This is a genomic window from Peribacillus sp. NPDC096540 (assembly GCF_050278525.1).
Lineage (GTDB): Bacteria > Bacillota > Bacilli > Bacillales > DSM-1321 > Peribacillus.
The window spans coordinates 53,407-78,861 of record NZ_JBNNTG010000004.1; the positions used below are offsets into that span (position 1 = coordinate 53,407).

A 25,455-nucleotide genomic window follows, 5' to 3' on the forward strand; every position below is an offset into this window, starting at 1 on the left:
TAAAATCTCGTAGAAAAAGAATGTGCCCGCAATTAAGGGGGCACATTCTTTTTTTCTTATAATGAAATGCGAGCCATGAATGTAATTTCTTCTGTTTCCTTTAAAAATTGCTTCATGTTATCACTTAAAGGTTTATCAAAGCTTAAAACCATGATAGCTTCCCCACCAGCTTCTTTTCGACCTACCTGCATGGTGGCAATATTCACTTCATGATCACCAAGGATCTTACCAACGTTACCGATTACACCAGGTTTATCGGTGTGTTGAATATATAGTAAATTTGCTTCCGGATGGAAGTCGATTTTGAAGCCATTTAAACTTACAATACGAGAACCATAATTTTCAATGTAAGTTCCACTGATTGTTAGTTCACGATTATCACCTTTTACTTTAAGGCTAATAAGGTTAGAATAACCTAAAGAGTCTGCAGAGATTTTTTCTCCAACAGTGATGCCACGCTCTTTTGCAATAAGCAAGGCATTCACTTCATTGACAGAAGCGTCAACTCTTGATTTAAAGAAGCCTGATATTAAACTTTTTGTCAAAATGGCTGTATCAAAATCCAATGATTCTCCCGCATATGTAACGGAAATCTCTTGGATGCCTTCTTTCATGCATTGAGAAGCAATTGAGCCCATTTGCTGTACGAGTTGATAAAATGGTTGAACCTTTTCAAACACTTCTTTAGAAATGGCTGGAAGGTTGATAGAACTTGAAACTGGATTTCCCTCAAAATATGTCAGCACTTCTTGTGCAACTTGTACTGCAACATTTAATTGAGCTTCTTTTGTAGAAGCACCTAAATGAGGTGTAGCAATGACATTATCAAGTTCAAGTAGTTTATGGCCAAGTGGAGGTTCTTCAACAAAAACGTCCAACGCAGCGCCTGCTACATGCCCTTTAACAATCATTTCATATAGATCATCTTCGTCAAGAATTCCGCCACGAGCACAATTTAATACATAAACACCTTTTTTACAGGTAAGCAGTTTTTCTTTATTTATTAATCCTCTAGTTTCATTTGTTAGAGGTGTATGAACAGTAATAATGTCTGCTTTAGGAAGCAATTCATCTAATGGCAGGGAGGTGACAGACATTTTTTTTGCACGATCAGCTGTTAAGAATGGGTCAAATACAATGACTTCCATACCAAAAACTTTTGCGCGTTTGGCGATTTCTCCTCCGATACGTCCAAAACCAACTATACCTAATGTTTTACCGCGAAGTTCTGTTCCAGTATAAGAAGAACGTTTCCACTCGCCATTCTTCAGAGATGCATATGCTTGAGGAATGTGGCGCATCATTGAAGCCATCATTGCAAATGTATGTTCAGCTGTTGAAATGGTATTGCCGTCAGGGGCATTAACTACAACAATCCCACGTTTTGTCGCAGCAGGGATATCAATATTATCAACGCCGACACCAGCGCGTGCAATAATTTTCAACTGTGGCATACGGTTCATTAAATCTTCTGTAACTTTTGTTGCGCTTCTAACAAGTATTGCATCAATCTGATCAAGTTCATTTGCTGCTTCTTCTACTGTCTTTTGAATAAGAAGAATATTGGATGCCTCTGATAGTGGTCCGAGTCCTTCTGGTTTGATGGCATCTGCTACTAAAATCCGATACACGTGTAAACACCTTCCTAAGGAAAAAGTTATCTTAAATTTCAGTTAATTTTACAATTGAAATACCGAATATGTCAATTTGGCATTTTAAAATGTAAGCGCTTAAAATAAGTGTTAGTAAGTGAATCAATTGTATAAGTCCGCAATATTAATGGCTTTATCATCTATTGTTTGAAAAAGAACAATTATTTTCATAATCTTAAAAATGATATAATCGCCAATATAATTTTTGTTTTAATTCATCATTATGTAGATGGTGAGATGTAAGAAAACATGGTGGTCTTTAAAAATGGATATCTTTATACAATTTTTTATAATTAAAAATACTATTCAACAAAAGGAAAGTCATATATAATGTAATATGTAAAATAAAATTTTATAGGTCTATCTTCGGGGCGGGGTGTAATTCCCCACCGGCGGTGATGAAGAAATAATTCTTCTAAGCCCGCGAGCCTTACAGGGCAGGATTTGGTGTGATTCCAAAGCCGACAGTATAGTCTGGATGGGAGAAGATGGAGGTTCCTGATTGCGTTCAAACAGTCATTTGCTGAACGTTTGTTTGATGAAACCTTTAATTTATCCCTTTAATTCAATCGGAATTAAAGGGTTTTTTATTGAACATCAACATGATGAAGGAGCACTAACCTCTTTTTCGGGTAGATCAGAAAAAGAAGGAGAGAGAACTATGAAAAAGAACAAAGTGAATAAAATGGTCACACTGGCAATGTTGGGAAGCATTTCATATCTATTGATGCTTTTGAATTTTCCGTTTCCAGGATTTCCACCTTTTCTGAATGTTGATTTTAGTGACATTCCAGCACTGATGGCAGCATTGATTTTCGGTCCGATGGCTGGAATTCTAGTTGAATTTCTTAAAAACCTATTGGATTTAGTCATGACAGGGACAATGACTGCTGTACCTGTGGGGCATATTGCTAACTTTATAGCAGGAATACTGTTCGTCTTGCCAACTTACTATGTATTTAAAAAAATCAATTCAAAAAAAGGGATGACTTTCGCTTTGCTTGCTGGTACAGTTTCCATGGCGGTAGTTATGAGTGTTTTAAACTATTATGTCTTTTTACCGGCATATACCTTCTTTATGGGATGGGATGCAATGTCGGCGCCCGAGTCAAGAAAGTTCGTAACGACGGCAATCTTACCTTTCAATATGATTAAAGGCGTGCTTATCACTTCTGTATTCATGTTGTTGTTTATTAAATTACAGACATGGATCAATAAGCAAATATTATATAAAAATGCTTAATGGCATTAAATATAGAAAACAAAAAACCGGATATTTATGTCCGGTTTTTTGTCTGTTTAATTTGATTAGTAGGTGAAGTGACATAAGAAGCAAGAAAAAGCCATTTTCGATTGAAAATGGCTGGTACCTCTATTCGAATTTTAGTGCATCCCCGTCAAATGACTCGTCAGCAACTTTAATTGAATCCGTTGGACATCCTTCAAATGCATCCATCATGTCATCTATAAGTACATCTGGAATTTCAACGATTCCTTCGTTATCGTCAAGGGTAACAAATGCAATCCCTTCGTCATCATAATCATATATATCCGGTGCTGCTGCTCCACAAGCTCCACAAGCGATACATGTTTCTTTATCAACAATTGTAAATTTAGCCATGAATATAACCCCTCCTAAGTTGATTAACAACTGATAATCTTTTTATTTCAGATTATTTTCTCTTTCCTATTGTAAGACCGAATGCCAAACTTTTCAATAGAAATTGTATTGATAATAACTATCATGTAGCAGAATGTCAACGAAAATCATCGGAAAAATTAACATGGCCCTTTCCATGATTCGTCATTTAGTCACATAATTTTCCTTGTATTAATCAATAAAAACGGTGATTTTTGCAGTTTTTTGTTACAATAGGTTTAATTGGTTAATTGAAACAAGGATGTGAGTCCAATGAATAATTATCTACAGGTAATCATTCTATATGCAATAAAAAAATTTCAAGGCGAGCGTTCTATTTATGCTATTTATCATATGTTACAGGGCAAGAAGTCGTCACAGACAATCCAGGATGCCCACTTATTCGGGTTAACAAATATATTTGGGACAATACCTGGTTTTACCCGACAACAATTAAATCAAAACATTCAACTATTTCATGAGCATAGTTTCATTGAGATAACCGATAAAACCGATGCTTATATAATCAGTGGGCAAGGCGGGAGAAAGTTAACCGATTATTTGAAGAAGTATCCTTTTCCATCATACTTAAATGGCTGGAAATATCAAAGTATCACCCCGATATTCTGGGGGAGATTAAACTTACTCATTCAAACTATATCCCATATTGTCCACAATGAAAGACGTTTTTATCCTATACAACGAAACCCCAAAATCCAATATTTCGTAAAGGAATTCTTACAAAACAATCGCCAGGACCGTGGGTTGATCGCGCAGCATCTTTATGAAGAACTGATATCGTTATTAGAGCAGCAAAGTCATTTAAAAAGAGATATTTTTATTTTGAAATTAACAGGTGTTAACAGGATCGGACTTACGTTTGAACAGATTGCAAAAAGGAAAGATGTAGAAGAAGAGTATGTGCGCTTTACATTTCTTGACTCGTTACATCAAATGCTTGCGGAAATAGAACAGGTAACAGATTACCCTATTTTGGCATCTTTATTCAGTGATTGGCAAAGGAGTGGTAATCCTCATTTGACACACTCTACCCAAACGACATTGCGATATATTCAAGCGGAGAAAACTTTGTTTGAAATAGCAGAAATCCGTCGTTTAAAAGTCAACACCATTGAAGATCATCTTGTTGAAATTGTCTTATCTGATAAAAGCTTTCCAATTGCTGAATATGTATCCCATGAGGATGAAGGGAAAATTATCGCTGCAATCAAGGAACTAAATACGAAACAGCTAAAGGCGATCAAACAGGAAGTTGATAATAAACAGATTAGTTTTTTCCAAATAAGGCTTGTGCTTGCGAAATTGGGTGATGGATGATGAATTTAGAGCATGTCTTAAAAGAAAAATTCGGATTTGATAAATTCCGTCCTGGACAAAAAGAAGTGATTGAATCATTGATGTCTAGCTGTCATACTTTAGCGATGTTGCCAACGGGATCAGGTAAGTCATTGTGTTATCAGTTGCCTGCTTACCTTTTAAATAAGACGACCTTAATAGTTTCCCCGTTATTGTCTTTAATGCAGGATCAGGCAGATCAGCTCAAAATGAGAGGTGAAAAAAGTGTATTAACCCTTAATTCTTTTTTGACGTTAAATCAAAAAAGGGAGGCTTTCGATCGTTTACATATGTATCGGTTTATCTTTTTATCTCCTGAAATGCTTAGCCTTGAGGGTGTGATAAAGTCCTTAAAGAACTTAGACATAGGTTTGTTTGTCATTGATGAAGCACATTGTATCTCACAATGGGGGTATGATTTTCGACCTGATTATTTGAATTTAGGAGAAGTTAGACGTGAGTTGAACAATCCGCTAACGCTCGCCTTGACAGCAACTGCAACCAAAGAAGTGCGAAAAGATATCATTGGAAAACTCAATATCAGTCAAGCTAAAGAAACCGTATCATCTGTTGATCGGGATAATATTGCCATACTTGCTGAGAGACTATTCAGCTACGAAGAAAAGCTATCCCGTGTGCTAGAGCTTGTCAGAAAATTCACGGGGAGTGGCATTATTTATTTTTCATCTAAAAAGGTGGCAGAAGCCGTCACTGGATTTTTGCAGGAAAACGGGGTAGAAAGCGTCAATTTTTATCATGGCGGCATGGATCAGGAACAAAGAATGCTTATTCAGCAGCAATTCATTTCTGGCCAATTAAAAATAATATGCGCAACGAGTGCTTTTGGCATGGGTGTAAATAAATCAGATGTCAGATATGTTATCCATTTTCACATGCCCTCTACAATGGAATCTTATTTGCAGGAAATAGGCAGGGCGGGACGTGATCGGAAACAAAGTGTTGCTGTCTTATTATATAGCGAAGGAGATGAAGGGCTTCCCCTTCATTTGATGGAACAACAGTTGCCGACTGATATGCAAATCGAGGGTGTTTGTTCTTTTCTAAGCGAAGCAAAAAAGATAGCAGCAAATTTGACTCTTTCTGAAAAAGAACAGCTGTCTCAAACTTTTTCTTTAAATGATATCCAGCTTCGTTTCTTTACACAGTTTTTTTCAGGAAATCAGGATCCTTATCAGCATGTGGCAGAGATGAGAGAGTATTGTCAAAAGAGGAAGGCCCAGAATCAGGAAAAGTTGCTTAGATTTCTTAATTGGATATATGCTCAGAAATGTCGCCGTTTGGGAATTCTGAATTACTTTGATGAAAAGCAGCAAAAGCTGAATCCTTTCTGCTGCGACTTCTGTGGAATGGATGCGAATAAAATGATCGATTTATTGCCTGCAGTGAAGGTAGAACAGGTTAATTCTTATACTACTTGGAGACAGGAATTGGCTTTTATTTTATTAAAGAAGGAAAATTGGGATGAAAAATAAGCAATCTGAATTAATAAAACAGCTAACAGATAAACAATTGCTATATAATTTGTTTCTTACACAAATTATTCTCTTAACGTTAGCATTTTTTTTAGGTATTATTTTATTTAAAGATCGTTCTGCTTTTTTCGACTTATTTATCTTCAATGACCTTAACATTATGTTATTTGGTATCCCTGCAGGAATTATAGTCGTTCTATTTGATTTATTAATGATGAGAGTGACACCATCATCATATCAAGATGATGGTGGGGTTAACGAACGCATTTTCAGTAGTCTGTCTTACTCGATGATTTTTGTTGTTGCTTTAGTGGTAGCAATAAGTGAGGAAATATTATTTCGTGGAGTGTTGCAAACTCATCTTGGTTTACTTTGGACGAGTATTATTTTTGCTGCGGTTCATTATCGCTATTTATTTAATTGGTTTTTATTTTTAAATGTTTTGGGTTTGAGCTTTTTTATCGGGTTTTTGTTTGAATGGACAAATAATATACTGGTGACGATCACGGCTCATTTTTTGATTGACTTTATCCTTGGAGTATTAATCAGGAGAAAACAAGCAAAGCGGGTTAAGCAAGAAGGGGGGTGACCTATATGAATGATGTAAAAAAGAGTGGGAAAGACAAAGATCAGGCTGGTGAACTTGGGACGCGAGTCGAACGTCAGAAATCGAAGTCATCTCTGCCAAAGCGTAGCCAAATCCATCAAAATAAAAAGAAAAAAAGTAAAGTAAAGATTAAGTTTCCGATGATTAAGTTATTATCGTTGTTTTTTATCTTGCTTCCATTTGGAATTTACAGCCTTTATACATATCTTCAAGAAAGACCTGAACATGATACAAGAAGTGATCAGGTAGTGAACTATAATAATAGTGAAGACGCTGGTAAAGAAACGATACCAACTACAGCAACTGCAGATGATTTAAAGGATAATGATTTAGAGAAAGAAGAAAAAAATTCTCCTAAGTCTGAAGCAGAGAAGAAGAAAGAAAAGCAGAATGCTGAAGAAAAGGAACAAGCGAAGAAAAAGGCAGAAGAAAAAGAAAAAGCACAGCAAGAAGCTGAAGAAAAGGCAAAGGCAAAGCAAATAGCTGAAGAAAAAGCACAGCAAGAAGCTGAAGAAAAAGCCAAGGCAAAACAAATAGCTGAAGAAAAAGCACAGCAAGAAGCTAAAGAAAAAGCCAAGGCAAAACAAATAGCTGAAGAAAAAGCTAAGAAAGAAGCAGCAGAAGACAAAAAAACAGCGGAAAGAGCACTGGCAGTCAAGCCAAATAAGGATGAATATAAGGTTGTCTTACATACTGTTAAAGCGGAAGAAACATTATTCCGAATTTCCATGAATTACTACAAATCACAGGAAGGAATTGCTCTAATTAAGGAGTGGAACGGCCTGAATGGCAATGAAATTTCCAAGGGTCAGGTTTTAAAAATTCCAATAAAGAAATAATAATGAACACTCTGCCTATTGAGGCAGAGTGCTTTTACTTTTATACAGATTTTCTTTGTTCCGCAAAGAAGCTAATCATGCCTAGTTATTTATCATTTTTTTCTGGACAATCTCATATTATGACTTCAAGGGTAGTTATGAGGGGGAAAGAAAATGGAACCGACAATTATTTTATTGGATGAAAAAACGGATCAAGCTACAAAACAAATGCTGCAGAACGTTGTGGATCGAAAAAAAAAGTTCGAGGCTCTTAAAAAGAAACATCTTCATAGTTTATGGGCAACAATGATTATTGCTGCTCTTTTTTTGGTTTATCTTTATTTTTATATTGTAGTCCCTTATTCCTATTCCTTTTTCAAGATGTTTAGTGTTTTTGTTGACCATTTCAGTCATTTTCTTTTTTTAGCAGCAGCAATAGGGCTATATGGATATATGATATTAATTAAAAAGAAGCTTGATAAAGCTGAGAAGGAGTTTCAGTTGCTTCGTTGCGAGATCATTAATAAAAGTAAGCAGCTGTGGGAAAAAGAGGATGAATGGAAAAGTCGACATAAGGTTTTTGAAATGATGAAGAAGAACTATGATATAAACTTATATCATGAAAATAAATGATTATTCCCGTTAAGAATATTTAATTGCGGGTAATATGGTTTTATGGTTATATGAAGGTAACTCTTGCCATTTGTAGAGAAAGAAGGTTTAACGGAAGATGTTATTGGTATATGGATTATTTTTAGGCTTAATTCTGCTGTTATTTGCTACTGTTATACATATGTGGCGTACGGCAAATCAGGATAGGATAATTTTTCAAGACTTATATTTCAACGACTTTCCTGAAGGATTTGGCGATGTTCGGATTTTTTTTATATCTGATCTTCATCGACGGATCGTGTCGGATAAATTGATTGAGGAAGCCCGCGGTAAAGCAGATATGGTAATTATCGGTGGTGATATCAGAGAAAGTGGGGTTCCTCTGGAGAGGGTTGAACAAAATATTTTGAAGTTAAAAGTACTTGGTCCCCTTTATTTTGTTTGGGGAAATAATGATTACGAAGGAGACTTTCATGAGCTAGATGCATCACTTCTGAAGCATGGTGTGAAAATATTGGATAATACAGCCGTTTCTTTTGAGTCCCAAAAAGGGGAGAAATTTGCTCTCTTAGGTATTGATGATATAGCAGTAGAAAGAGATAGGCTTGACCTTGCTCTATCAGATTGCGAGAACGAGCCATTCCGGATTTTGGTCAGTCATAACCCGCTAGTTAGAAAACAATTAACACCAGAACATCATATAAGACTTGTCCTATCAGGTCACACCCATGGAGGACAGATTCGGATATTCGGGCTTGGGCCATATCAGATCGGTAGTATAAAAAAAGAGGGTGACTGCTTGTACATGACGAGTAATGGTTATGGGACAAGCGCAGTGCCATTAAGACTTGAAGCGAAGCCAGAAACTCACCTTTTTACGCTGAAAAGAGGAGAACATACGCAAATTGGCAAAGCCGTGGTAAAGACCTATTAATCTGCCTTCGTAAACAAGCATATCGAAATTTTACAGAGTTGAAAGAATCCACTATAATTTCAACAAATGAATGTTCAGTTATTGGAGGCTTTGTAAAACCATGCAAGAAGGTAAATATAATATTAAGGCAGTTTCTAAACTGCTAGGCATTCAGTCGGGTACATTGAGAGCATGGGAAAGGCGCTATCAATTTATTGAACCTGTCAGAAATGATTCTGGTCACCGGCTGTATACAGAGAAACATCTTCAAATCCTCAAATGGCTAATCAATAAAACAGATCAGGGCTTTACAATCAGTCAGGCCGTTTCACTGCTCGAAACCAGCACTGTCTCGACTGATGTTCCTGAAGCAAAAAGAAATAATGAGCAATCTATAAAGTTAGCCGATGAACTACTTGAAGCTCTAATAAGCTTCAATGAAAATAAAGCTCAAATGCTGATCAGCCAAGCTTTTAGTATGTATACAATTGAACATACTGTAGTTGATATGATTGGTGCCATACTTGTTCAGATTGGCGATAAGTGGGAAAAAGGAGAAATTACTTCTGCTCATGAACATTTTGCATCTAACATTCTAAAGTCCAGAATTAGTTCCGTAATGCATACGATTCCAACAAGTGAATTCCTTCCTAAAGCTCTTACTGTTTGTGCCCCTGGTGAAAAACATGAATTGGGCCTGTTGATTTTTACAATCTTATTAAAGCGAAAAGGATATGAAACGGTTTATTTAGGAGAATCCATCGCCGACAAAGATCTTTTTACCGTTTTAAAAATAATAAGACCATCCTACTTATTTATGTCTTGTTCACTTAATGAAAACCTCGCAGGAACCTTAAGACTTGTCGAAGAATTAAGCCGGGATTTTCCTGATTTGAAGGTTGGTCTTGGAGGAACGGCACTGAACCATGTATCAGATGAAATCAAAACCTCCTTCAGCAGAGTTTTAATCGGGGGCTCTCAATCAGATTGGGAGGAATGGTTGAAAATTTAGTGGTTATTGTTTGGTGAATAATGGATATGCACCCTGAGACCAAGGCTTCATATGATGTATGAAGATGGTAACCAGGGGGCATTTTTTTATGAAGCTGGAGCGATTAACTAATAATAAAATCAAGATTTTTTTGACCCTTGATGATTTAATTGATAGAGGCATAACAAAAGAAGATATTTTAGGGAATTCTTTAAAAGTCCACAAGTTATTTCAGGATATGGTGGAGGAAGCGTGTGAAGAACTCAGCTTTAAAATGAGTGGTTCCATTGCAATCGAGATTTTTTCCCTGCCTGCTCAGGGGTTGATAATCATTGTAACGAAGGAAGAAGAAGAGTTATTAACAGAAGAAGAAGAGTTCCTGGATTTGCAAGTGAAAATTGATGAATTCCCCCATATTCTGTATGTTTTCAATGAGTTTGAAGATATCGTTCAATTATCTCATAGATTGTCATATCAAGGCTTGCTTAAAAGCACTCTTTATCATTATGAGGGAAGATACTATTTGCTGATTGAGAATGTCAAAGATACGACTTATGATACGGTTATCTCCTTAGCGGCTGAGTATGGCCGTGCTTCAACTCTTACGCTATACCGCATCAATGAATATGGAACATGCATAATCGAGAAAGAAGCCATACGTGTATTAATCTCACACTTTAATTAGTTGTAAAAGAGGGAGGCAGGCAGGGCAGACAAATATTGACCATCCCAATTCGGTTTGCCTTATCCGTCTCAAATTCCCTGTTTAAGATAAAATATGTATAGGAAAAAGAGGAAGAAAACAGTTGGTATGATAACGTTTTCATTTTTAGAATATTTCCAACTTTTAAATTCCCATTTTAACTCTTGCATAAATATAATGAAGGTGTATACTAGCACTTGAAGAGGACTATTTGTAAATAATAATTAATATTTGTATGAGATTTTTTAGGAGGTACTATTGATGGAATCGGCAAAAGGTAATGGCCATGTAAATGAGGAAGAAAAACACGACGTGTTGAAGTCTACCCAGACTGTTATACATAAAGCGTTAGACAAGCTGGGATATCCTGAAGAGGTATACGAGCTGTTAAAGGAACCTTTACGTTTATTAACCGTGAAGATGCCAGTACGTATGGATGATGGTTCGGTTAAAATTTTCACGGGTTACAGGGCACAGCATAACGATGCTGTTGGACCAACAAAAGGTGGCATCCGTTTTCACCCAAATGTGACTGAACGAGAAGTAAAGGCATTGTCCATTTGGATGAGTTTGAAATGTGGTATCGTTGATTTGCCTTATGGCGGAGGTAAAGGCGGAATCGTTTGTGATCCTCGTAATATGTCCTTCCGCGAGCTGGAAAGACTAAGCCGGGGCTATGTCCGTGCTATCAGCCAAATCGTAGGACCGACAAAAGATATCCCGGCACCTGATGTATTTACTAATTCCCAGATCATGGCGTGGATGATGGATGAATACAGCCGTATGGATGAATTCAACTCACCAGGATTCATTACGGGTAAACCGCTTGTACTAGGTGGCTCTCATGGCCGTGAGTCTGCAACAGCAAAAGGTGTAACTATCTGTATAAATGAAGCTGCGAAGAAGCGTGGAATTGATATTAAAGGAGCACGAGTTGTTATTCAAGGATTTGGTAACGCTGGTAGTTTCTTAGCTAAATTCATGCATGATGCAGGTGCTAAGGTGATTGGGATTTCAGACGCATATGGTGCACTGCATGATCCTGAAGGTTTGGATATTGACTATCTTCTAGATCGTAGAGACAGTTTCGGAACAGTTACTAAATTGTTTAAAAGCACAATCTCAAATAAAGAGCTGCTTGAATTGGATTGCGATATTTTAGTTCCGGCTGCTATTGAAAATCAAATTACTGAAGAAAATGCTGCAGATATTAAAGCTTCGATCGTTGTCGAGGCAGCAAATGGTCCAACAACAATTGAAGCGACACAAATCTTAACGGATCGTGGCATATTACTTGTTCCTGATGTCCTGGCTTCTGCTGGCGGAGTTACCGTTTCTTACTTCGAATGGGTACAAAATAATCAAGGATATTACTGGTCTGAAGAAGAAGTGGACGAAAAGCTTGAAAAGATCCTTGTGAAATCTTTTAACAATATTTACGAGCTTGCACAATCCAGACGTGTTGATATGCGTCTTGCCGCTTATATGATTGGTGTAAGAAAAATGGCTGAAGCTTCACGTTTCCGTGGTTGGATCTAATAGGTTCAAAGCTTGGATTGTATACGAATAATTGCGTTCATTGCATTATCATTGAAAAGATTTGTAAAAACTCCTATCATGTATTGATAGGAGTTTTTATTTTTTTTAGAAAAACGAATTACATAGTGTGTAGGAAGGCAGTGGAATAGAATGAATTTTGAAGAAGTAATTATCATAGGTGGAGGTCCATGTGGATTGGCTGCTGCAATTGCCCTGAAGGAAGTGGGGATACAGTCTCTAATTATTGAAAAAGGCAATGTGGTCGATTCCATATATCGGTATCCAACACATCAAACCTTTTTTAGTTCAAGTGAAAAATTGGAGATTGGTGACACGGCTTTTATCACGGAAAACCGTAAGCCTGTCCGAAATCAAGCACTTGCCTATTATAGGGAGGTAGTTAGAAGGAAAGAACTGCGAGTGAATAAGTTCGAAAGAGTTGAAAAAGTGGAAAAACAGGATAATGGAAAATTTTTAGTCCGGACATCAAAAGGCAACTATACAGCTTTGAGAGTCATCGTATCGACCGGTTATTATGATCATCCTAATTATATGTGTATTCCCGGTGAGCAGCTTCCTAAAGTGTTTCATTATTTCAAGGAGGGTCATCCGTATTTTAATTGTGATGTTACAGTCATCGGTGGTAAAAACTCAAGTGTAGATGCAGCGCTGGAATTGGTCAAGTCAGGGGCAAGAGTTACAGTCCTGTATAGAGGCTCAGAATTCTCTTCAAAAATTAAACCATGGATTCTCCCTGAATTTGAATCATTAGTCCGTAATGGGACAATTATGATGGAATTTAATGCGGTTATTGACGAGATCACTGAGGAGAGTGTCATTTATCACGTAGGTAACGAGGAAAAGGTTATTAAAAATGATTTTGTGTTTGCAATGACTGGATATCATCCTGATCATACATTTTTAGAATCAATGGGCATCAAAATTGACAAGGAAACAGGAAGGCCTACTTATAATGAGGTAACGATGGAGACGAACATTGAAGGTATCTATATTGCTGGAGTTCTAGCAGCCGGAAATAATGCGAATGAAATCTTCATTGAAAATGGTCGGTTTCATGGAGGCTTGATTGCATACCATTTGGCTGTTAAGGAAAAGTGATTTTTTTACAGGAGCTGAAAGTATGGAGAAAATATCATTAATAACAACAGGTGGAACAATTGCCAGTAAAGAAACCACGAATGGTATGTTGGCTTCTGGTGCATTAAGTGGGAAGGAATTAGCATCACTTTGCAAACTACCAAACCAAATTGAAATGAAAGTTGTAGACCTTTTCCAGATTTCTAGTATGTCCATGGGTTTTGGGAAAATGGAAAAACTTAAATTTGCAATTCAAAAAGAATTAGAGGATCCAGATGTTACTGGGATTGTCGTAACACACGGTACGGATACATTAGAAGAAACGGCTTATTTCTTGGATGTTACCATTAAGGATCAACGCCCAATTGTTTTAACCGGTTCTCAGCGATCTCCTAAAGATGTAGGAACTGATGTGTATTCGAATTTAAGAAATTCAATATTATGTGCCGCGAGTGATTTGCTTCATGACGTTGGTGTGGTTGTTGTTTTTAATGAAAGAATCTATTCAGCAAAATATGTAAAAAAAGTACATGCTTCCAATTTGCAAGGATTTGAATCTTTTGGCTATGGGTATTTAGGAATTATTGATAACGATATTGTTAGCATATATCAAAAACCACTACATCGGGAGTGCTTTGATATCCATCATCGTATCCCTAGAGTGGATATCATCAAGTGCCATACTGGCGCTGATGGCCTTTTTATAGAAGCTTCGGTCAAAAAAGGCGCTAAGGGTATCGTGCTCGAAGGTGTTGGAAGAGGGCAGGTTACTCCGGAAATGATTCCTTCCATCCAAGAGGCAATCGATAATGGTGTTACTATCGTCATGACAACAAGTGCGGAAGAAGGAAAAGTATATCCTGCTTATGATTATGAAGGTAGCGCATTTGATCTAAAGCAACGTGGAGTAATATTAGGAGCTGATTATGACAGCAAGAAAGCTAGAATTAAGTTAGCAGTCGTTCTGGCCAGTGAACACACCGTAGATGAAAAATTCTTTAAGTACTGAGGGATTAAAAAATGTAGAAAGACTTTGATTCTTAGATTTAGTTTTTCTTCATTCCATGGTACGATTAAGAAAAAGAAAAAGAAAAAGAAAAAGAAAAGGAAAAGAGGGTCAGCTCATGCTGGTCATGTTGTCAGCAGCTATTGCGCCAGGGTTGGCGCTACTCAGCTATTTCTATTTGAAAGATCAATATGAAACCGAACCAATTTCGGTTGTCATCAAAACTTTTCTCTTCGGTGTCTTCCTAGTTCTGCCGATTATGTTTATCCAATATGTGCTTGAAACGGAACATATTTTAAATACCGATTTTGCTAATGCTTTTTTATGGGCTGCATTGCTTGAAGAATTTTTTAAGTGGTTCATACTCATTTATGTAATATATCATCATATAGCCTTTGATGAGCCATATGATGGAATCGTCTATGGTGCAGCGGTATCCCTAGGGTTTGCTACAATGGAAAATATATTGTATTTGCTGGCCAATGGAGTAGAACATGCTTTTATCAGAGCTATTCTCCCTGTATCAAGTCACGCTTTATTCGGTGTAATCATGGGTTACTATTTGGGCAAGGCTAAATTTTCTCCTTCGAATAATAGGTTCTATTTATTCTTGGCACTTGTCATACCAATCTTGCTACATGGGGTTTATGATTATATTTTAATATCACAAAAATTTTGGGTATATTTTATCTTGCCATTTATGATTTATTTATGGTGGTTAGGTATGAAAAAGGTAAAAAAAGCTCGTTTATTGTCAGAGTTTCATGTAGAAAAACTTTCTCAAAAACATTTTCTTAGTAAGTAATATGTATTTCTATGACGGAGTGCTGGCATATTTTGCCCGCTCCGTTTTTTATTGTTTTGGAATAAAAAAGCCAGTTAAGAAGAAAATAGAATTACATTAATTCAAGAAAAAGAGGAGTGTTTTTGATGAAAGGAATTTCGTCAAAATGGAAATGGCTTTTGCTGTTTTCGTGTATAACGATTTGTTTCGGAATTTTCCCGGAAACAAGAACAAATGCCTTTTCGAGCCAAGTTATTCAAAAAGGCGCGGTTGGTGATGATGTAATTGAACTTCAGGCACGGTTACAAAACATTGGATACTATCAAGGAAAGATTGATGGAGTCTATGGCTGGGGTACTTATTGGGCACTTCGAAACTTTCAACAAGATTTCGGACTTCCAATCGATGGCCTTGCCGGGACCTCGACAAAACAGAAGTTGGCAAATGCCTCAAACTTTAACAGGGAATTTGTTCACGGACAGATTAATAAAGGTAACGAGTTTACGTATTATGGAGGAGTAGATATTGAAAAGCAGGTAAAAGTGAAGGGGAATACATCAGGAACTAAGCCAAGTGGAGGTAAAGCTCCATCCGGTAAAGCTCCATCCGGTAAAACACCCTCCAAAACTGCTACAGCAGCGAACCTTCCGGGCGGATACTCTCAGAATGATATACAACTGATGGCCAATGCTGTTTATGGCGAGGCACGGGGGGAACCATATACCGGTCAAGTTGCTGTTGCAGCGGTTATTTTAAATAGGGTGGAGAGTGTATCTTTTCCTAATACCATTTCGGGAGTGATTTTTGAACCTGGGGCCTTTACGGCTGTTGCGGATGGACAGATTTGGCTGACACCGAACGAAAGGGCAAAAGAAGCCGTCGTGGATGCTATCAATGGTTGGGATCCAAGCGGTAATGCAGAATATTACTTTAATCCCGATACGGCAACAAGCAAGTGGATCTGGTCAAGAGCACAAATTAAAAGAATCGGAAAACATATCTTTTGTAAGTAAAGAGGTGAAGGGAAATGATTAGGAATATAGTGATTGTCCTGCTTGTTGTAGTCGTTGCAGGAACCGCATTCTGGGGCTATCAAGAACATAAGGAAAAAAATGCTGTATTAATCAATGCGGAAAACACGTATCAGCGAGCCTTTCATGATTTAAGCTATCAAGTGGACTTATTGCATGATAAAGTCGGCAGCACATTGGCTATGAATTCTCGATATTCATTAAGTCCGGCCTTAACCGATGTATGGCGTATCACTTCCGAAGCCCAAAGTGATGTTGGACAGCTGCCGTTGACTCTGCTCCCATTCAATAAAACGGAAGAATTTTTATCTAAAATTGCAGACTTTAGTTATAAAACAGCTGTACGTGACCTTGAAAAAGAACCATTGAATGATAAGGAATATTCAACTTTACAATCCTTGTACACACAGGCAGGTGACATACAGGGCGAGTTAAGAAAAGTGCAATATCTAGTCCTTAAAAACAATTTACGCTGGATGGATGTCGAAATGGCTCTTGCATCAGGAAAAGAAAATTCGGATAACACGATCATCGACGGATTAAAAACGGTAGAGAAAAAAGTATCTGGATATGGGGAAACAAATGAGATGAATCCGACTTTTACTTCTGCACAACAGAAGGAGGAAAATTACAAAAATTTAGAAGGTAAAGTCTTTTCAAAAGAAGACGCTGTTGCTGTTGCAAAAAGATATGCGCATATTAAAAACGGCAATTTGAAGGTGAATGTTGAAGAAAACGGCAAAGGATCCGATTACGGATTTTACAGTGTAAGCATTCTTAATAAGGATACCGATAACGAAGTGAATATGGATTTGACAAAAAAAGGCGGTTATCCAATTTGGTATATCAATAATAGGGACGTTAACAAAACAAATATTGATTTGAATCAGGCATATACTAAAGCCGCAGATTTTTTAAAAGAACATGATTTCAGTTCACTTGAATTGTTTGAAAGTGCGCAATACGATAATATCGCTCTGTTAAATTTCGTGACATCAGTAGATGGAGTCAAGATTTATCCGGATTCTGTCAAGGTTAAAATAGCATTGGATGATGGATCTGTTATAGGATTTTCAGCGGACGAGTATTTAAAATCACATAAGGTTAGGGAAATTGGAAACCCAAAAATTTCTGAGGAAGAAGCAAAGAAAAAGATTAACCTAAATGTTAAAATAATGGATCAAGGGAAAGCGTTAATCATTAATGATATTGGCGAAGAAGTACTCTGTTATGAATTTCTTGGTACCATCAAAGAAGATACATACCGTATTTTCATTAATGCTGATAACGGCCAAGAAGAAAAGGTGGAAAAATTAAAAAATTCCGAGCCGATATACGAAAATCTTATGTAATTCTTTTATAATTCACTTACTATCATAGGGGAATGTGCCTAGTCACTTTCCCTTTTTCTTATTTCATGACATAAGAATATAAACTATTTATGGATTATATGGAAAAATTTTATGCTATCTCCTTCTTTAGTGGCTATCATAGAATGCGAAGGACGTGGTGATATATTAATGCTGGAACAAAAATATTCTTCTCAAAATGATAAGATCAAATGTATGGTTGTAGAAATGGAAGCTGGGTGTTTATATAAACTTTCCCATCAATTTAGCGACTGGAAAAATTGCATTTTCTTGTGGACGGAACTCAAGTGAACGTTACATTTTCTAATTAGGACAATATCGATGATTCAACTATTTTTGCCGGATGTAGAAACATTTGTGAAGATTCAAAGAAGGCATTACGTTCGTCTGGATGTAACGCTTGATACAGCCACCCATCCCGAATGTTTTGAGTTTACTCCATTTCGTGCACTTACTGAGGACATCAGTGCCGGCGGAGCTTCTATCAGGCTTTTAAAAGGTGCAAATATAGGATCGGTTTCACAATTATATCTGTGGATAGCTCTTACTCTAAAATCAGGGCAAATCCATTACTTGCAGTTAAAAAGTCGAGTCATTCGAGTAACGGAGAAAGAACATGGTAATTTGCTACTGCACATACAATTCATTGATTCGACCAAAAATGATGTTCAAACATTAATAAGATTTATTTTTGAAAAGCAGGTGGATTTTAAAAAAAAGGCTATGAAAACATAATTGTTGATTTTTCAAACTATGTTGATTGGAGCGGAAGGCACGAGACTCCTGCGGGAGTAGCAGGTCAGGGGGAGACCTCACAGGCGCTCTGCGCCGAGGAGGCTACCCGACTGCCCGCGGAAAGCGAATTGCCTGTGGCGGAAATCAACAGGCAAGTTTAACACAGCCAAAGAAAAAAGGGTTGTATGTTTGACTGATTGAATGAAAAACAGCGATTCTTTCCATACTGATAAGATAATCAGTATGGAAGGAGCAGCTTATGAAAACATTTGAAAGGCTGTTAATTAAAGTCATTATTATCCAACTGGTCTGTTTGTTCTTTTTTCAGTTCCTTTTGAGCAGGGAGAATCATATCTTCGAATTAACTAAGCTCTCTAGGTATGAAGGTGTCAATAGCAATAATTATACGAAAATCATTGAAACCTTCAATGGAATATCAAAATAAAAGCGGCCAATCCGCTTTTTTTTTGTATGAAGTTTTTTTCATGAAGGAAACTATTAATGACCTTTTAAATCGAAAGTGTACAAAAGCGATTTTGGATGTACACGCCCTTTTATTAATGATTTTTCCGTTAATTGTGATAAAATGAAAGGGTATTAAATAATCAGCATGATTGTAGGATTCTTGGGAGGATTTATGGAAAAAAAATTATCAGTTGCAATCGATGGACCAGCTGCTGCTGGAAAAAGTACGGTTGCTAAAATTGTTGCAGAAAAGTTCAATTACATATATGTGGATACAGGTGCAATGTACAGGGCCTTAACCTATAAAGCTCTGAATCATCAGGTTCCTTTGAATGATGAACAAGCTTTATTTGAGATTCTTATTAATACAGAAATTGAATTAAGACCGAGTGAAAATGGGCAGTTGGTGTTCTTGGATAATGAAAACGTTACAGCCCAAATCAGAAACAATGAAGTGACTGGATCTGTATCAGAAGTGGCGAAGCACCGGAGTATCCGAGAAGAAATGGTGCGCAGGCAACAGAATTTTGGTGAAAATGGTGGAGTTGTCATGGATGGAAGAGATATCGGGACACATGTGTTACCTAATGCCGAAGTAAAAGTATTTCTAATTGCCTCTGTAGATGAACGAGCTCAGCGGAGACATCAAGAAAATATTTTAAAAGGTTTTCCATCCGATATTGAAAAGTTAAGAGAAGAAATTGCAACAAGGGACAAGCTGGACTCGGAACGCGAAGTAGCTCCCTTGAAAAAGGCAACAGATGCAATAGAAATTGATACGACTTCATTATCGATTCAAGAAGTGGCTGAAAGTATCATGTCTTTGATAGAAGAGAGGAAAAGATGAAAGTGGATTTTTACACATTTGCCAAAAACGTCGTAAAAAGCGTTTTAATGCCTTCGTACAGGGTTAAAACTCTTGGGAAGGAACACTTCCCTAAAGATGGAGGGGTATTGATTTGTGCCAATCACATTGATAATTTGGATCCGCCTATCGTTGGCATAACTTCTCCAAGGGATATTCACTTCATGGCGAAGGAAGAGTTGTTTCATGCACCGGTTTTAAAGGGTATTTTACCTAGAGTAAATGCCTTTCCCGTAAAGCGGGGCAATAGCGATCGGGAATCTCTTAGAAAAGGTTTAAAGCTTTTAAAAGAAGGTAAGGTGCTTGGACTGTTTCCGGAAGGGACAAGAAGTAAGACAGGTGAATTGGGAGAAGGTTTGGCTGGAGCTGGATTTTTCGCTTTGCGTTCTGATGCAGTCATTATTCCTTGTGCAATTATTGGTCCCTATAAGTTTTTGCGTCCATTAAAAGTGGTTTATGGTCCACCAATAAATTTTACTGAATATCGGGAAAAGAAGATTTCAGCCGATGAAGCAACCAAGATTATTATGGACCAAATCGGAAAATTGATTTCTGAGCATAAATAATCCTTCATACTTGACAATTTTATGATTTTGTTAGAATTTATAAAATAGGGGTATAGTTCCGTTTTAGGAATGAAAAGGGAAAAAACCTTGTTACTCTAAAAAAGCTGTTTTTATCTTTATTAGGAAAGTGTTTTTATTGAACCACTTTAAATAAAATATGTGGCCGATGAAGAGGAAATTTGCTGATCAGTCATGGGTTAAGGAGGAGTTAGTAATGACAGAAGATATGAATCAGGTAGAAGTGAACAATTACAAAGTTGGGGATCAAGTAAAAGCAACCGTTTCAAAGGTAGAAGAAAAACAGGTTATTGTAGATGTAGAAAACAGCAAGTCAGATGGAATTATTCCAATCAGTGAGCTGTCCAGCCTTCATGTCGAAAAGGCGTCAGATGCCGTTTCGGAGGGGGATATATTGGAGCTTGAAGTTATTAAAGTAGAAGAAGAAGCTCTTATTCTATCAAAACGTAAAATTGATGCGTTAAAGGCATGGGATGACCTGGAACAAAAATTTGAAAACGGAGACGTATTTGAGGCAGAAGTAAAAGATGTTGTCAAAGGCGGTCTTGTTGTAGATCTAGGCGTACGTGGTTTTGTTCCAGCTTCTTTAGTAGAAGACTACTTCGTTGAAGACTTTTCTGATTACAAAAACAAAACTTTAACATTCAAGATTGTTGAGCTTGAGAAGGATAAGAATCGTTTAATTCTCTCCCATCGGGCAGTCGTGCAAGATCTAAAAGAAAAACAAAAAGCAAATGTTCTTGATAGAATTGAAAGCGGGCAAATACTCCAAGGAACGGTACAAAGGATTACCGACTTTGGTGCATTTGTCGATATTGGAGGGGTAGACGGACTTGTCCATATTTCGCAGCTTTCTCATGAGCATGTAGATAAGGCATCAGATGTCGTTACCGAAGGCGATGAAGTGCAGGTGAAAGTTCTTTCTATTGACCGCGATAATGAAAGAATTTCACTATCCATAAAGGATACTCTTCCGGGGCCTTGGGCAGATATTTCTGATAAAGCCGCGAAAGGATCTACACAAAAAGGCATCGTTAAACGCCTTGTTTCTTTCGGAGCATTCGTGGAGATTTTCCCAGGAGTAGAAGGGCTTGTCCATATTTCGCAGATTTCACACAAACATATAGCAACACCGCAGGAAGTGTTAAAAGAAGGTCAGTCTGTCGAAGTGAAAGTTCTTGATGTAAATGAAAAAGAACAACGTTTATCATTGAGTATCAAAGAACTTGAAGATCCGCAGTCCAATTACACATCAGATTATGAACTCCCTGAAGAAACAAAGGGCTTCCAGCTGGGTGAAATGATTGGTGATCAATTGAAAAAACTAAAATAAGAAAATAATGGTGATAGCCTTGGAGAGAGCAAAACGAAAATTAGAGCATATAGATTTTGCATTAAAAACAGGTCAGCAGCGTAAATCCGGACTAGAAGATATTTCGTTTATTCACCAGAGCTTACCAGGAATTTCTTTGAATAATGTGGACCTTACAGTAGAAATTGGCGGACTTAAATTAAGTTCGCCAATTTTTATAAATGCAATGACCGGAGGCGGTGGTCCTGAAACGGAAAAGTTGAATGGGGATTTAGCCATTGCTGCAAGGGAAACAGGAATTGCTATGGCAGTTGGATCACAAATGGCAGCCATAAAGGATTCCAGTCAGCGTGCATCCTTTAAAGTAGCAAGACAGGAGAATCCTAATGGAGTACTGATTGGAAATTTGGGAGGTGAAGCAACTGTAGAGCAAGCAAAGCGAGCGAGCGATATGATTGAGGCTGACGCTCTACAGATTCATCTCAATGTCATTCAAGAGCTAACAATGCCTGAAGGAGATCGGAATTTTGCAGGTACATTATCACGTATTGAAGAAATCAACAGAAGCCTTGGGGTTCCATTGATTGTAAAAGAAGTCGGGTTTGGAATGAGTAAGGAAACGGTTGAACAATTACTTTCCGTTGGAGTTTCGATTATTGATGTGGGCGGGTTCGGCGGAACGAATTTTGCGAAGATTGAAAATGAAAGACGAGCGAAAATACTCAGCTATTTTAATGAATGGGGTATTCCAACTGCTGCCTCAATAGTAGAAGCGGTAAATGTTTCACCTGCGCTCTCTGTTATAGGATCAGGAGGTATTCAAAGTCCTTTAGAAATTACAAAAAGCCTAGCCTTAGGAGCAAAAGGTGTAGGTTTAGCAGGCCATTTCCTAAAACTGCATAAAGAATTGGGCTTGGCACAGTTAATTAAAGAAATAAACTACATACATGAAGATTTAAAAATCATTATGACAGCCGTTGGAGCTGTTAATATTTCTGAATTAAGGAAATCAAAAATAGTTATTGCTGGCAATACCTATCATTGGTTAACTCAAAGAGGTATTGATTGCTCGACATATGCTAAATGACACAAAAAGAAGCATCTCTAATTGTTCAAAGACAATCGGATGCTTCTTTTTTTATTTAGCTGTTTCTTTTTCTTGCCTCTTCCGGGCTTTCCATTATAGTGGCTCCTTTTTTATCCAGTGATTGGTCTGTATCAGATTCCACCCGTTTACTTTCTTTCAATTTCTTTTCTTGACGATCTTTACCCATGAGTACACCTCCTTTTTATAAATAACTTAATGAACAGTTTTATGTATAGGTATTACAAGAACTCATTAAAAATTGTGCTTTACGTTTATTCTTTAAATAAACAAGCCATAATGTTTCCTAAAAGGGGGAAGCTACATGGATGGAATTTTTTTTTATTGGATGTCATGGATAGTTTGGGTCATTGTCATGTATTTTATTCCAAAGACGGTTCCATTTCGTTTTGATTTTCTTTTTCATCTGTTAGCTGTCATGGTTTTAGCAGGATATAATCTGGAGGTTTCCTTGCTTTCTATACATATGAGCGGTTTATATCTTATCTTTATACTTTGTGTGTACATAAGGAAGCAATCAATCATCAAGATTATAGAGCTGATCACCGGTTGCCTTATCATCACCCTTGCTTATGCTAGTTTTCAGTTATTTTCTATGCTTGATCCCATTTGGCTCATTATGAAACCTTCTTACCTTTTGTGTATTTTTCTGAATTATCTTATCCTATTACTTTTTAAAAATTGGAAACATCGCTTGTTCGTCCTATTAGTTGGGTTAATTATGGGTGACCTCGTCTATTCGGGATTGCTTGTCTATCATTCATTGTCTTATGAAGCTCTAACATACGCATGGCATGATACTGCAGTACTGATATTGAGTGCGAACATAGTCTGGAGACTATTGGAACTTATGAGTAGATACATTTTTTTATCATCTCAATCGAGGTTTTTATCAAAGCAGAGAAAAGGGAATTTTAATCAATGAAAATTTCTGACTTAACTATTAATAAAGTCGGAATATACGGTATGAGGATAAATGCTCGGTTTTATCCAATAAGCAAGAGTGTATTTGGAATTAATTGGAATCGGAAGGCTTTTATGCATACAAACATTGTTGATTGTCGAGAAATTTGTTACTATAGGATAGTTAGAGGTCTGTAGATAAATCGTAATATGCTCTAATCAAATAAAAAGGAAGCTGAATGCCGAAAGCTTTTTTCGGCTATCTTCATTTTTTTGGGCTGTTTTTAATCACGTTTTACCATGCTGAGAGTTCAGCTTCATGTCACCTGAGGAACAGGGGAAGTGAATTGGACAATCAGCCTGTAAATACTTGATACGTTTAACTAACTATCAGTGGGGAACTCTCTTACTGATGGAAGTTTCCTTTATATGATGGTGGATGCAGCCTTTTCCTTGAAAAGGAAATAATGAAAATCAACAATGCAGACGCAATACTAAAAAAATGCATTCATGAATTTCGTGACTTTGACAGAGATATAGTAGCAGAAAGGGTGAATAGCAATGCCAAAACCGGTAATTGCGATAGTCGGTCGGCCGAACGTAGGTAAATCGACAATCTTTAATAGAATAGTGGGAGAACGTGTTTCAATAGTGGAGGACGTTCCAGGAGTAACAAGAGACAGAATTTATAGTTCAGGTGAATGGTTGACACATGATTTTAACATAATTGATACAGGCGGGATCGATATCGGTGACGAGCCGTTCCTCGAACAAATTCGCCAGCAGGCGGAAATTGCCATAGACGAAGCCGATGTAATTATCTTTATGACGAATGGTCGTGAAGGAGTAACAGCTGCAGATGAAGAGGTTGCAAAAATACTCTTTAAATCGAAAAAACCTGTCGTTCTAGCGGTCAATAAAGTCGATAACCCAGAAATGAGAGATCAAATCTATGATTTCTACGCGTTAGGTTTTGGAGATCCATTCCCAATCTCTGGATCTCATGGTCTTGGTCTTGGAGACCTTTTAGATGAAGCGGCAAAACATTTCCCTAAATTCAGTGGTCAGGATTATGCCGATGATGTTATTAAATTTAGTTTAATTGGCCGACCGAATGTTGGTAAATCATCACTAGTCAATGCCTTGCTAGGAGAAGATCGGGTTATCGTCAGTGATATTGAAGGCACGACTCGTGACGCGATTGACTCACCGTATAAATATAATGGTAAAGAGTATGTCATTATTGATACTGCAGGGATGAGAAAAAAAGGGAAAGTGTATGAAAGTACGGAAAAGTATAGTGTACTTCGTGCATTGAGAGCAATTGAACGTTCGGACGTTGTTCTTGTCGTCTTGAATGCGGAAGAAGGTATCCGTGAGCAGGATAAAAAAATTGCTGGATATGCCCACGAAGCGGGTAGAGCGGTCATAATTGTCGTCAATAAATGGGATGCTATTGAGAAAGATGAAAAAACCATGAAGGACTTTGAAGAAAAGATTCGTGCTCATTTCCTATTCTTAGATTATGCGCCGATCATTTATCTTTCTGCCCTAACAAAAAAACGTACACATACGTTGATACCAGTCATTGATCAAGCTAGTGAGAATCATGCTATCCGTGTTCAGACAAATGTATTGAATGAAGTGGTTATGGATGCAGTGGCTATGAATCCGACACCAACTCATAATGGGAACCGTTTGAAAATTTACTATACGACCCAGGTAGCCATTAAGCCGCCAACTTTTGTTGTATTTGTTAATGATCCAGAGTTAATGCATTTCTCATATGAGAGATTTTTAGAAAATCGAATTCGGGACGCCTTTGGATTTGAAGGAACACCGATACGCATTTTTGGACGCCAAAGAAAATAGAA

Annotated in this window: 26 protein-coding genes and 1 riboswitch; of the genes, 23 read left to right on the forward strand and 3 right to left on the reverse strand. The window is 37.3% G+C overall.

Annotated elements, in window-relative coordinates; genetic code table 11:
- Positions 1-56 precede the first annotated feature (56 nt).
- Positions 57-1,631: a phosphoglycerate dehydrogenase gene (gene serA / locus ACQKMR_RS05615; protein WP_427696400.1), complete on the reverse strand. Its 1,575-nt coding sequence runs from the start codon at positions 1,629-1,631 to the stop codon at positions 57-59.
- A 379-nt stretch (positions 1,632-2,010) separates the two neighbouring features.
- A riboswitch (FMN riboswitch) is annotated at positions 2,011-2,146 on the forward strand.
- 167 nt (positions 2,147-2,313) lie between these two features.
- Here serA and ACQKMR_RS05620 point away from each other — a divergent pair.
- On the forward strand, positions 2,314-2,895 hold the full coding sequence (locus ACQKMR_RS05620; RefSeq protein WP_427696401.1) for an ECF transporter S component: 582 nt from the start codon (positions 2,314-2,316) through the stop codon (positions 2,893-2,895).
- 129 nt (positions 2,896-3,024) lie between these two features.
- On the opposite strand, the gene ACQKMR_RS05625 is transcribed toward ACQKMR_RS05620, so the two are convergent.
- Positions 3,025-3,273, reverse strand: a complete 249-nt coding sequence (locus tag ACQKMR_RS05625; RefSeq protein WP_214789522.1) for a ferredoxin — start codon at positions 3,271-3,273, stop codon at positions 3,025-3,027.
- 291 nt (positions 3,274-3,564) lie between these two features.
- Here ACQKMR_RS05625 and ACQKMR_RS05630 point away from each other — a divergent pair, with 291 nt between their 5' ends.
- From ACQKMR_RS05630 to fni, 20 genes are all read left to right on the forward strand, one after another.
- Positions 3,565-4,629, forward strand: coding sequence for a helix-turn-helix domain-containing protein (locus tag ACQKMR_RS05630; protein WP_427696402.1), 1,065 nt, complete (start codon positions 3,565-3,567; stop codon positions 4,627-4,629).
- Positions 4,629-6,140: a RecQ family ATP-dependent DNA helicase gene (locus ACQKMR_RS05635; protein ID WP_427696403.1), complete on the forward strand. Its 1,512-nt coding sequence runs from the start codon at positions 4,629-4,631 to the stop codon at positions 6,138-6,140. The genes ACQKMR_RS05630 and ACQKMR_RS05635 overlap by 1 nt, the downstream gene beginning before the upstream one ends.
- A complete protein-coding gene (locus tag ACQKMR_RS05640) occupies positions 6,130-6,729 on the forward strand; it encodes a CPBP family intramembrane glutamic endopeptidase (RefSeq protein WP_427696404.1) in 600 nt (199 codons plus the stop codon). Before ACQKMR_RS05635 ends, ACQKMR_RS05640 begins: the two co-directional genes overlap by 11 nt.
- A gap of 5 nt (positions 6,730-6,734) precedes the next feature.
- Positions 6,735-7,586 carry a LysM peptidoglycan-binding domain-containing protein gene (locus ACQKMR_RS05645; protein ID WP_427696405.1) on the forward strand — a complete coding sequence of 284 codons (852 nt, stop codon included), beginning with the start codon at positions 6,735-6,737 and terminating at the stop codon, positions 7,584-7,586.
- 153 nt (positions 7,587-7,739) lie between these two features.
- Positions 7,740-8,198, forward strand: a complete 459-nt coding sequence (locus ACQKMR_RS05650; protein ID WP_427696406.1) for a YpbF family protein — start codon at positions 7,740-7,742, stop codon at positions 8,196-8,198.
- Positions 8,199-8,295: 97 nt separating this feature from the next.
- Complete coding sequence (locus tag ACQKMR_RS05655) at positions 8,296-9,111, forward strand: metallophosphoesterase (protein WP_427696407.1); 816 nt, start codon at positions 8,296-8,298, stop codon at positions 9,109-9,111.
- 100 nt (positions 9,112-9,211) lie between these two features.
- Positions 9,212-10,102, forward strand: a complete 891-nt coding sequence (locus ACQKMR_RS05660; protein WP_427696408.1) for a MerR family transcriptional regulator — start codon at positions 9,212-9,214, stop codon at positions 10,100-10,102.
- Positions 10,103-10,190: 88 nt separating this feature from the next.
- Positions 10,191-10,766 carry a genetic competence negative regulator gene (locus ACQKMR_RS05665; protein WP_427696409.1) on the forward strand — a complete coding sequence of 192 codons (576 nt, stop codon included), beginning with the start codon at positions 10,191-10,193 and terminating at the stop codon, positions 10,764-10,766.
- Between the two features lie 279 nt (positions 10,767-11,045).
- The gene (locus ACQKMR_RS05670; RefSeq protein ID WP_427696410.1) at positions 11,046-12,323 is read left to right on the forward strand and encodes a Glu/Leu/Phe/Val family dehydrogenase; all 1,278 of its coding nucleotides are present in this window, start codon (positions 11,046-11,048) and stop codon (positions 12,321-12,323) included.
- Positions 12,324-12,473: 150 nt separating this feature from the next.
- The gene (locus ACQKMR_RS05675; protein ID WP_427696411.1) at positions 12,474-13,442 is read left to right on the forward strand and encodes a YpdA family putative bacillithiol disulfide reductase; all 969 of its coding nucleotides are present in this window, start codon (positions 12,474-12,476) and stop codon (positions 13,440-13,442) included.
- A 22-nt stretch (positions 13,443-13,464) separates the two neighbouring features.
- Complete coding sequence (locus tag ACQKMR_RS05680) at positions 13,465-14,430, forward strand: asparaginase (protein WP_427696412.1); 966 nt, start codon at positions 13,465-13,467, stop codon at positions 14,428-14,430.
- Between the two features lie 115 nt (positions 14,431-14,545).
- Positions 14,546-15,232, forward strand: a complete 687-nt coding sequence (prsW, locus tag ACQKMR_RS05685) for a glutamic-type intramembrane protease PrsW (RefSeq protein WP_427696413.1) — start codon at positions 14,546-14,548, stop codon at positions 15,230-15,232.
- Between the two features lie 125 nt (positions 15,233-15,357).
- Positions 15,358-16,224 (forward strand): spore cortex-lytic enzyme, encoded by an 867-nt coding sequence (gene sleB, locus ACQKMR_RS05690; RefSeq protein WP_427696414.1) that lies wholly within the window; start codon positions 15,358-15,360, stop codon positions 16,222-16,224.
- 14 nt (positions 16,225-16,238) lie between these two features.
- Positions 16,239-17,594, forward strand: a complete 1,356-nt coding sequence (ypeB, locus tag ACQKMR_RS05695; protein WP_427696415.1) for a germination protein YpeB — start codon at positions 16,239-16,241, stop codon at positions 17,592-17,594.
- A gap of 339 nt (positions 17,595-17,933) precedes the next feature.
- Positions 17,934-18,347 carry a flagellar brake protein gene (locus ACQKMR_RS05700; RefSeq protein WP_427696416.1) on the forward strand — a complete coding sequence of 138 codons (414 nt, stop codon included), beginning with the start codon at positions 17,934-17,936 and terminating at the stop codon, positions 18,345-18,347.
- Positions 18,348-18,606: 259 nt separating this feature from the next.
- The gene (locus ACQKMR_RS05705; RefSeq protein WP_427696417.1) at positions 18,607-18,792 is read left to right on the forward strand and encodes a YpfB family protein; all 186 of its coding nucleotides are present in this window, start codon (positions 18,607-18,609) and stop codon (positions 18,790-18,792) included.
- 192 nt (positions 18,793-18,984) lie between these two features.
- The gene (gene cmk / locus ACQKMR_RS05710; protein ID WP_427696418.1) at positions 18,985-19,659 is read left to right on the forward strand and encodes a (d)CMP kinase; all 675 of its coding nucleotides are present in this window, start codon (positions 18,985-18,987) and stop codon (positions 19,657-19,659) included.
- Between the two features lie 2 nt (positions 19,660-19,661).
- The gene (locus ACQKMR_RS05715) at positions 19,662-20,243 is read left to right on the forward strand and encodes a lysophospholipid acyltransferase family protein (RefSeq protein WP_427696590.1); all 582 of its coding nucleotides are present in this window, start codon (positions 19,662-19,664) and stop codon (positions 20,241-20,243) included.
- 214 nt (positions 20,244-20,457) lie between these two features.
- On the forward strand, positions 20,458-21,594 hold the full coding sequence (rpsA, locus tag ACQKMR_RS05720; RefSeq protein WP_427696419.1) for a 30S ribosomal protein S1: 1,137 nt from the start codon (positions 20,458-20,460) through the stop codon (positions 21,592-21,594).
- Between the two features lie 19 nt (positions 21,595-21,613).
- Positions 21,614-22,660 (forward strand): type 2 isopentenyl-diphosphate Delta-isomerase, encoded by a 1,047-nt coding sequence (gene fni, locus ACQKMR_RS05725; protein WP_427696420.1) that lies wholly within the window; start codon positions 21,614-21,616, stop codon positions 22,658-22,660.
- 55 nt (positions 22,661-22,715) lie between these two features.
- Here fni and ACQKMR_RS05730 read toward each other — a convergent pair whose 3' ends face one another.
- The gene (locus ACQKMR_RS05730) at positions 22,716-22,847 is read right to left on the reverse strand and encodes a YpzI family protein (protein WP_427696421.1); all 132 of its coding nucleotides are present in this window, start codon (positions 22,845-22,847) and stop codon (positions 22,716-22,718) included.
- Between the two features lie 135 nt (positions 22,848-22,982).
- Between ACQKMR_RS05730 and ACQKMR_RS05735 the strand changes: the two genes are divergently transcribed.
- On the forward strand, positions 22,983-23,603 hold the full coding sequence (locus ACQKMR_RS05735; RefSeq protein ID WP_427696422.1) for a YphA family membrane protein: 621 nt from the start codon (positions 22,983-22,985) through the stop codon (positions 23,601-23,603).
- 539 nt (positions 23,604-24,142) lie between these two features.
- Entirely contained in the window at positions 24,143-25,453 is a 1,311-nt protein-coding gene (der, locus tag ACQKMR_RS05740) for a ribosome biogenesis GTPase Der (RefSeq protein ID WP_427696423.1), read from the forward strand.
- Positions 25,454-25,455: the final 2 nt, after the last annotated feature.

Coding starts and splice junctions, on each gene's coding strand:
- sleB (WP_427696414.1), top strand. CDS start 15,358: ATGAAAGGAATTTCGTCAAAATGGAAATGGCTTTTGCTGTTTTCGTGT.
- cmk (WP_427696418.1), top strand. CDS start 18,985: ATGGAAAAAAAATTATCAGTTGCAATCGATGGACCAGCTGCTGCTGGA.
- ACQKMR_RS05675 (WP_427696411.1), top strand. CDS start 12,474: ATGAATTTTGAAGAAGTAATTATCATAGGTGGAGGTCCATGTGGATTG.
- ACQKMR_RS05660 (WP_427696408.1), top strand. CDS start 9,212: ATGCAAGAAGGTAAATATAATATTAAGGCAGTTTCTAAACTGCTAGGC.
- ACQKMR_RS05630 (WP_427696402.1), top strand. CDS start 3,565: ATGAATAATTATCTACAGGTAATCATTCTATATGCAATAAAAAAATTT.
- ACQKMR_RS05680 (WP_427696412.1), top strand. CDS start 13,465: ATGGAGAAAATATCATTAATAACAACAGGTGGAACAATTGCCAGTAAA.
- rpsA (WP_427696419.1), top strand. CDS start 20,458: ATGACAGAAGATATGAATCAGGTAGAAGTGAACAATTACAAAGTTGGG.
- ACQKMR_RS05645 (WP_427696405.1), top strand. CDS start 6,735: ATGAATGATGTAAAAAAGAGTGGGAAAGACAAAGATCAGGCTGGTGAA.
- ACQKMR_RS05650 (WP_427696406.1), top strand. CDS start 7,740: ATGGAACCGACAATTATTTTATTGGATGAAAAAACGGATCAAGCTACA.
- ypeB (WP_427696415.1), top strand. CDS start 16,239: ATGATTAGGAATATAGTGATTGTCCTGCTTGTTGTAGTCGTTGCAGGA.
- ACQKMR_RS05635 (WP_427696403.1), top strand. CDS start 4,629: ATGAATTTAGAGCATGTCTTAAAAGAAAAATTCGGATTTGATAAATTC.
- ACQKMR_RS05730 (WP_427696421.1), bottom strand. CDS start 22,847: ATGGGTAAAGATCGTCAAGAAAAGAAATTGAAAGAAAGTAAACGGGTG.
- ACQKMR_RS05620 (WP_427696401.1), top strand. CDS start 2,314: ATGAAAAAGAACAAAGTGAATAAAATGGTCACACTGGCAATGTTGGGA.
- ACQKMR_RS05655 (WP_427696407.1), top strand. CDS start 8,296: ATGTTATTGGTATATGGATTATTTTTAGGCTTAATTCTGCTGTTATTT.
- prsW (WP_427696413.1), top strand. CDS start 14,546: ATGCTGGTCATGTTGTCAGCAGCTATTGCGCCAGGGTTGGCGCTACTC.
- ACQKMR_RS05735 (WP_427696422.1), top strand. CDS start 22,983: ATGGATGGAATTTTTTTTTATTGGATGTCATGGATAGTTTGGGTCATT.
- ACQKMR_RS05625 (WP_214789522.1), bottom strand. CDS start 3,273: ATGGCTAAATTTACAATTGTTGATAAAGAAACATGTATCGCTTGTGGA.
- ACQKMR_RS05700 (WP_427696416.1), top strand. CDS start 17,934: ATGATTCAACTATTTTTGCCGGATGTAGAAACATTTGTGAAGATTCAA.
- ACQKMR_RS05705 (WP_427696417.1), top strand. CDS start 18,607: ATGAAAACATTTGAAAGGCTGTTAATTAAAGTCATTATTATCCAACTG.
- ACQKMR_RS05640 (WP_427696404.1), top strand. CDS start 6,130: ATGAAAAATAAGCAATCTGAATTAATAAAACAGCTAACAGATAAACAA.
- ACQKMR_RS05665 (WP_427696409.1), top strand. CDS start 10,191: ATGAAGCTGGAGCGATTAACTAATAATAAAATCAAGATTTTTTTGACC.
- ACQKMR_RS05670 (WP_427696410.1), top strand. CDS start 11,046: ATGGAATCGGCAAAAGGTAATGGCCATGTAAATGAGGAAGAAAAACAC.
- der (WP_427696423.1), top strand. CDS start 24,143: ATGCCAAAACCGGTAATTGCGATAGTCGGTCGGCCGAACGTAGGTAAA.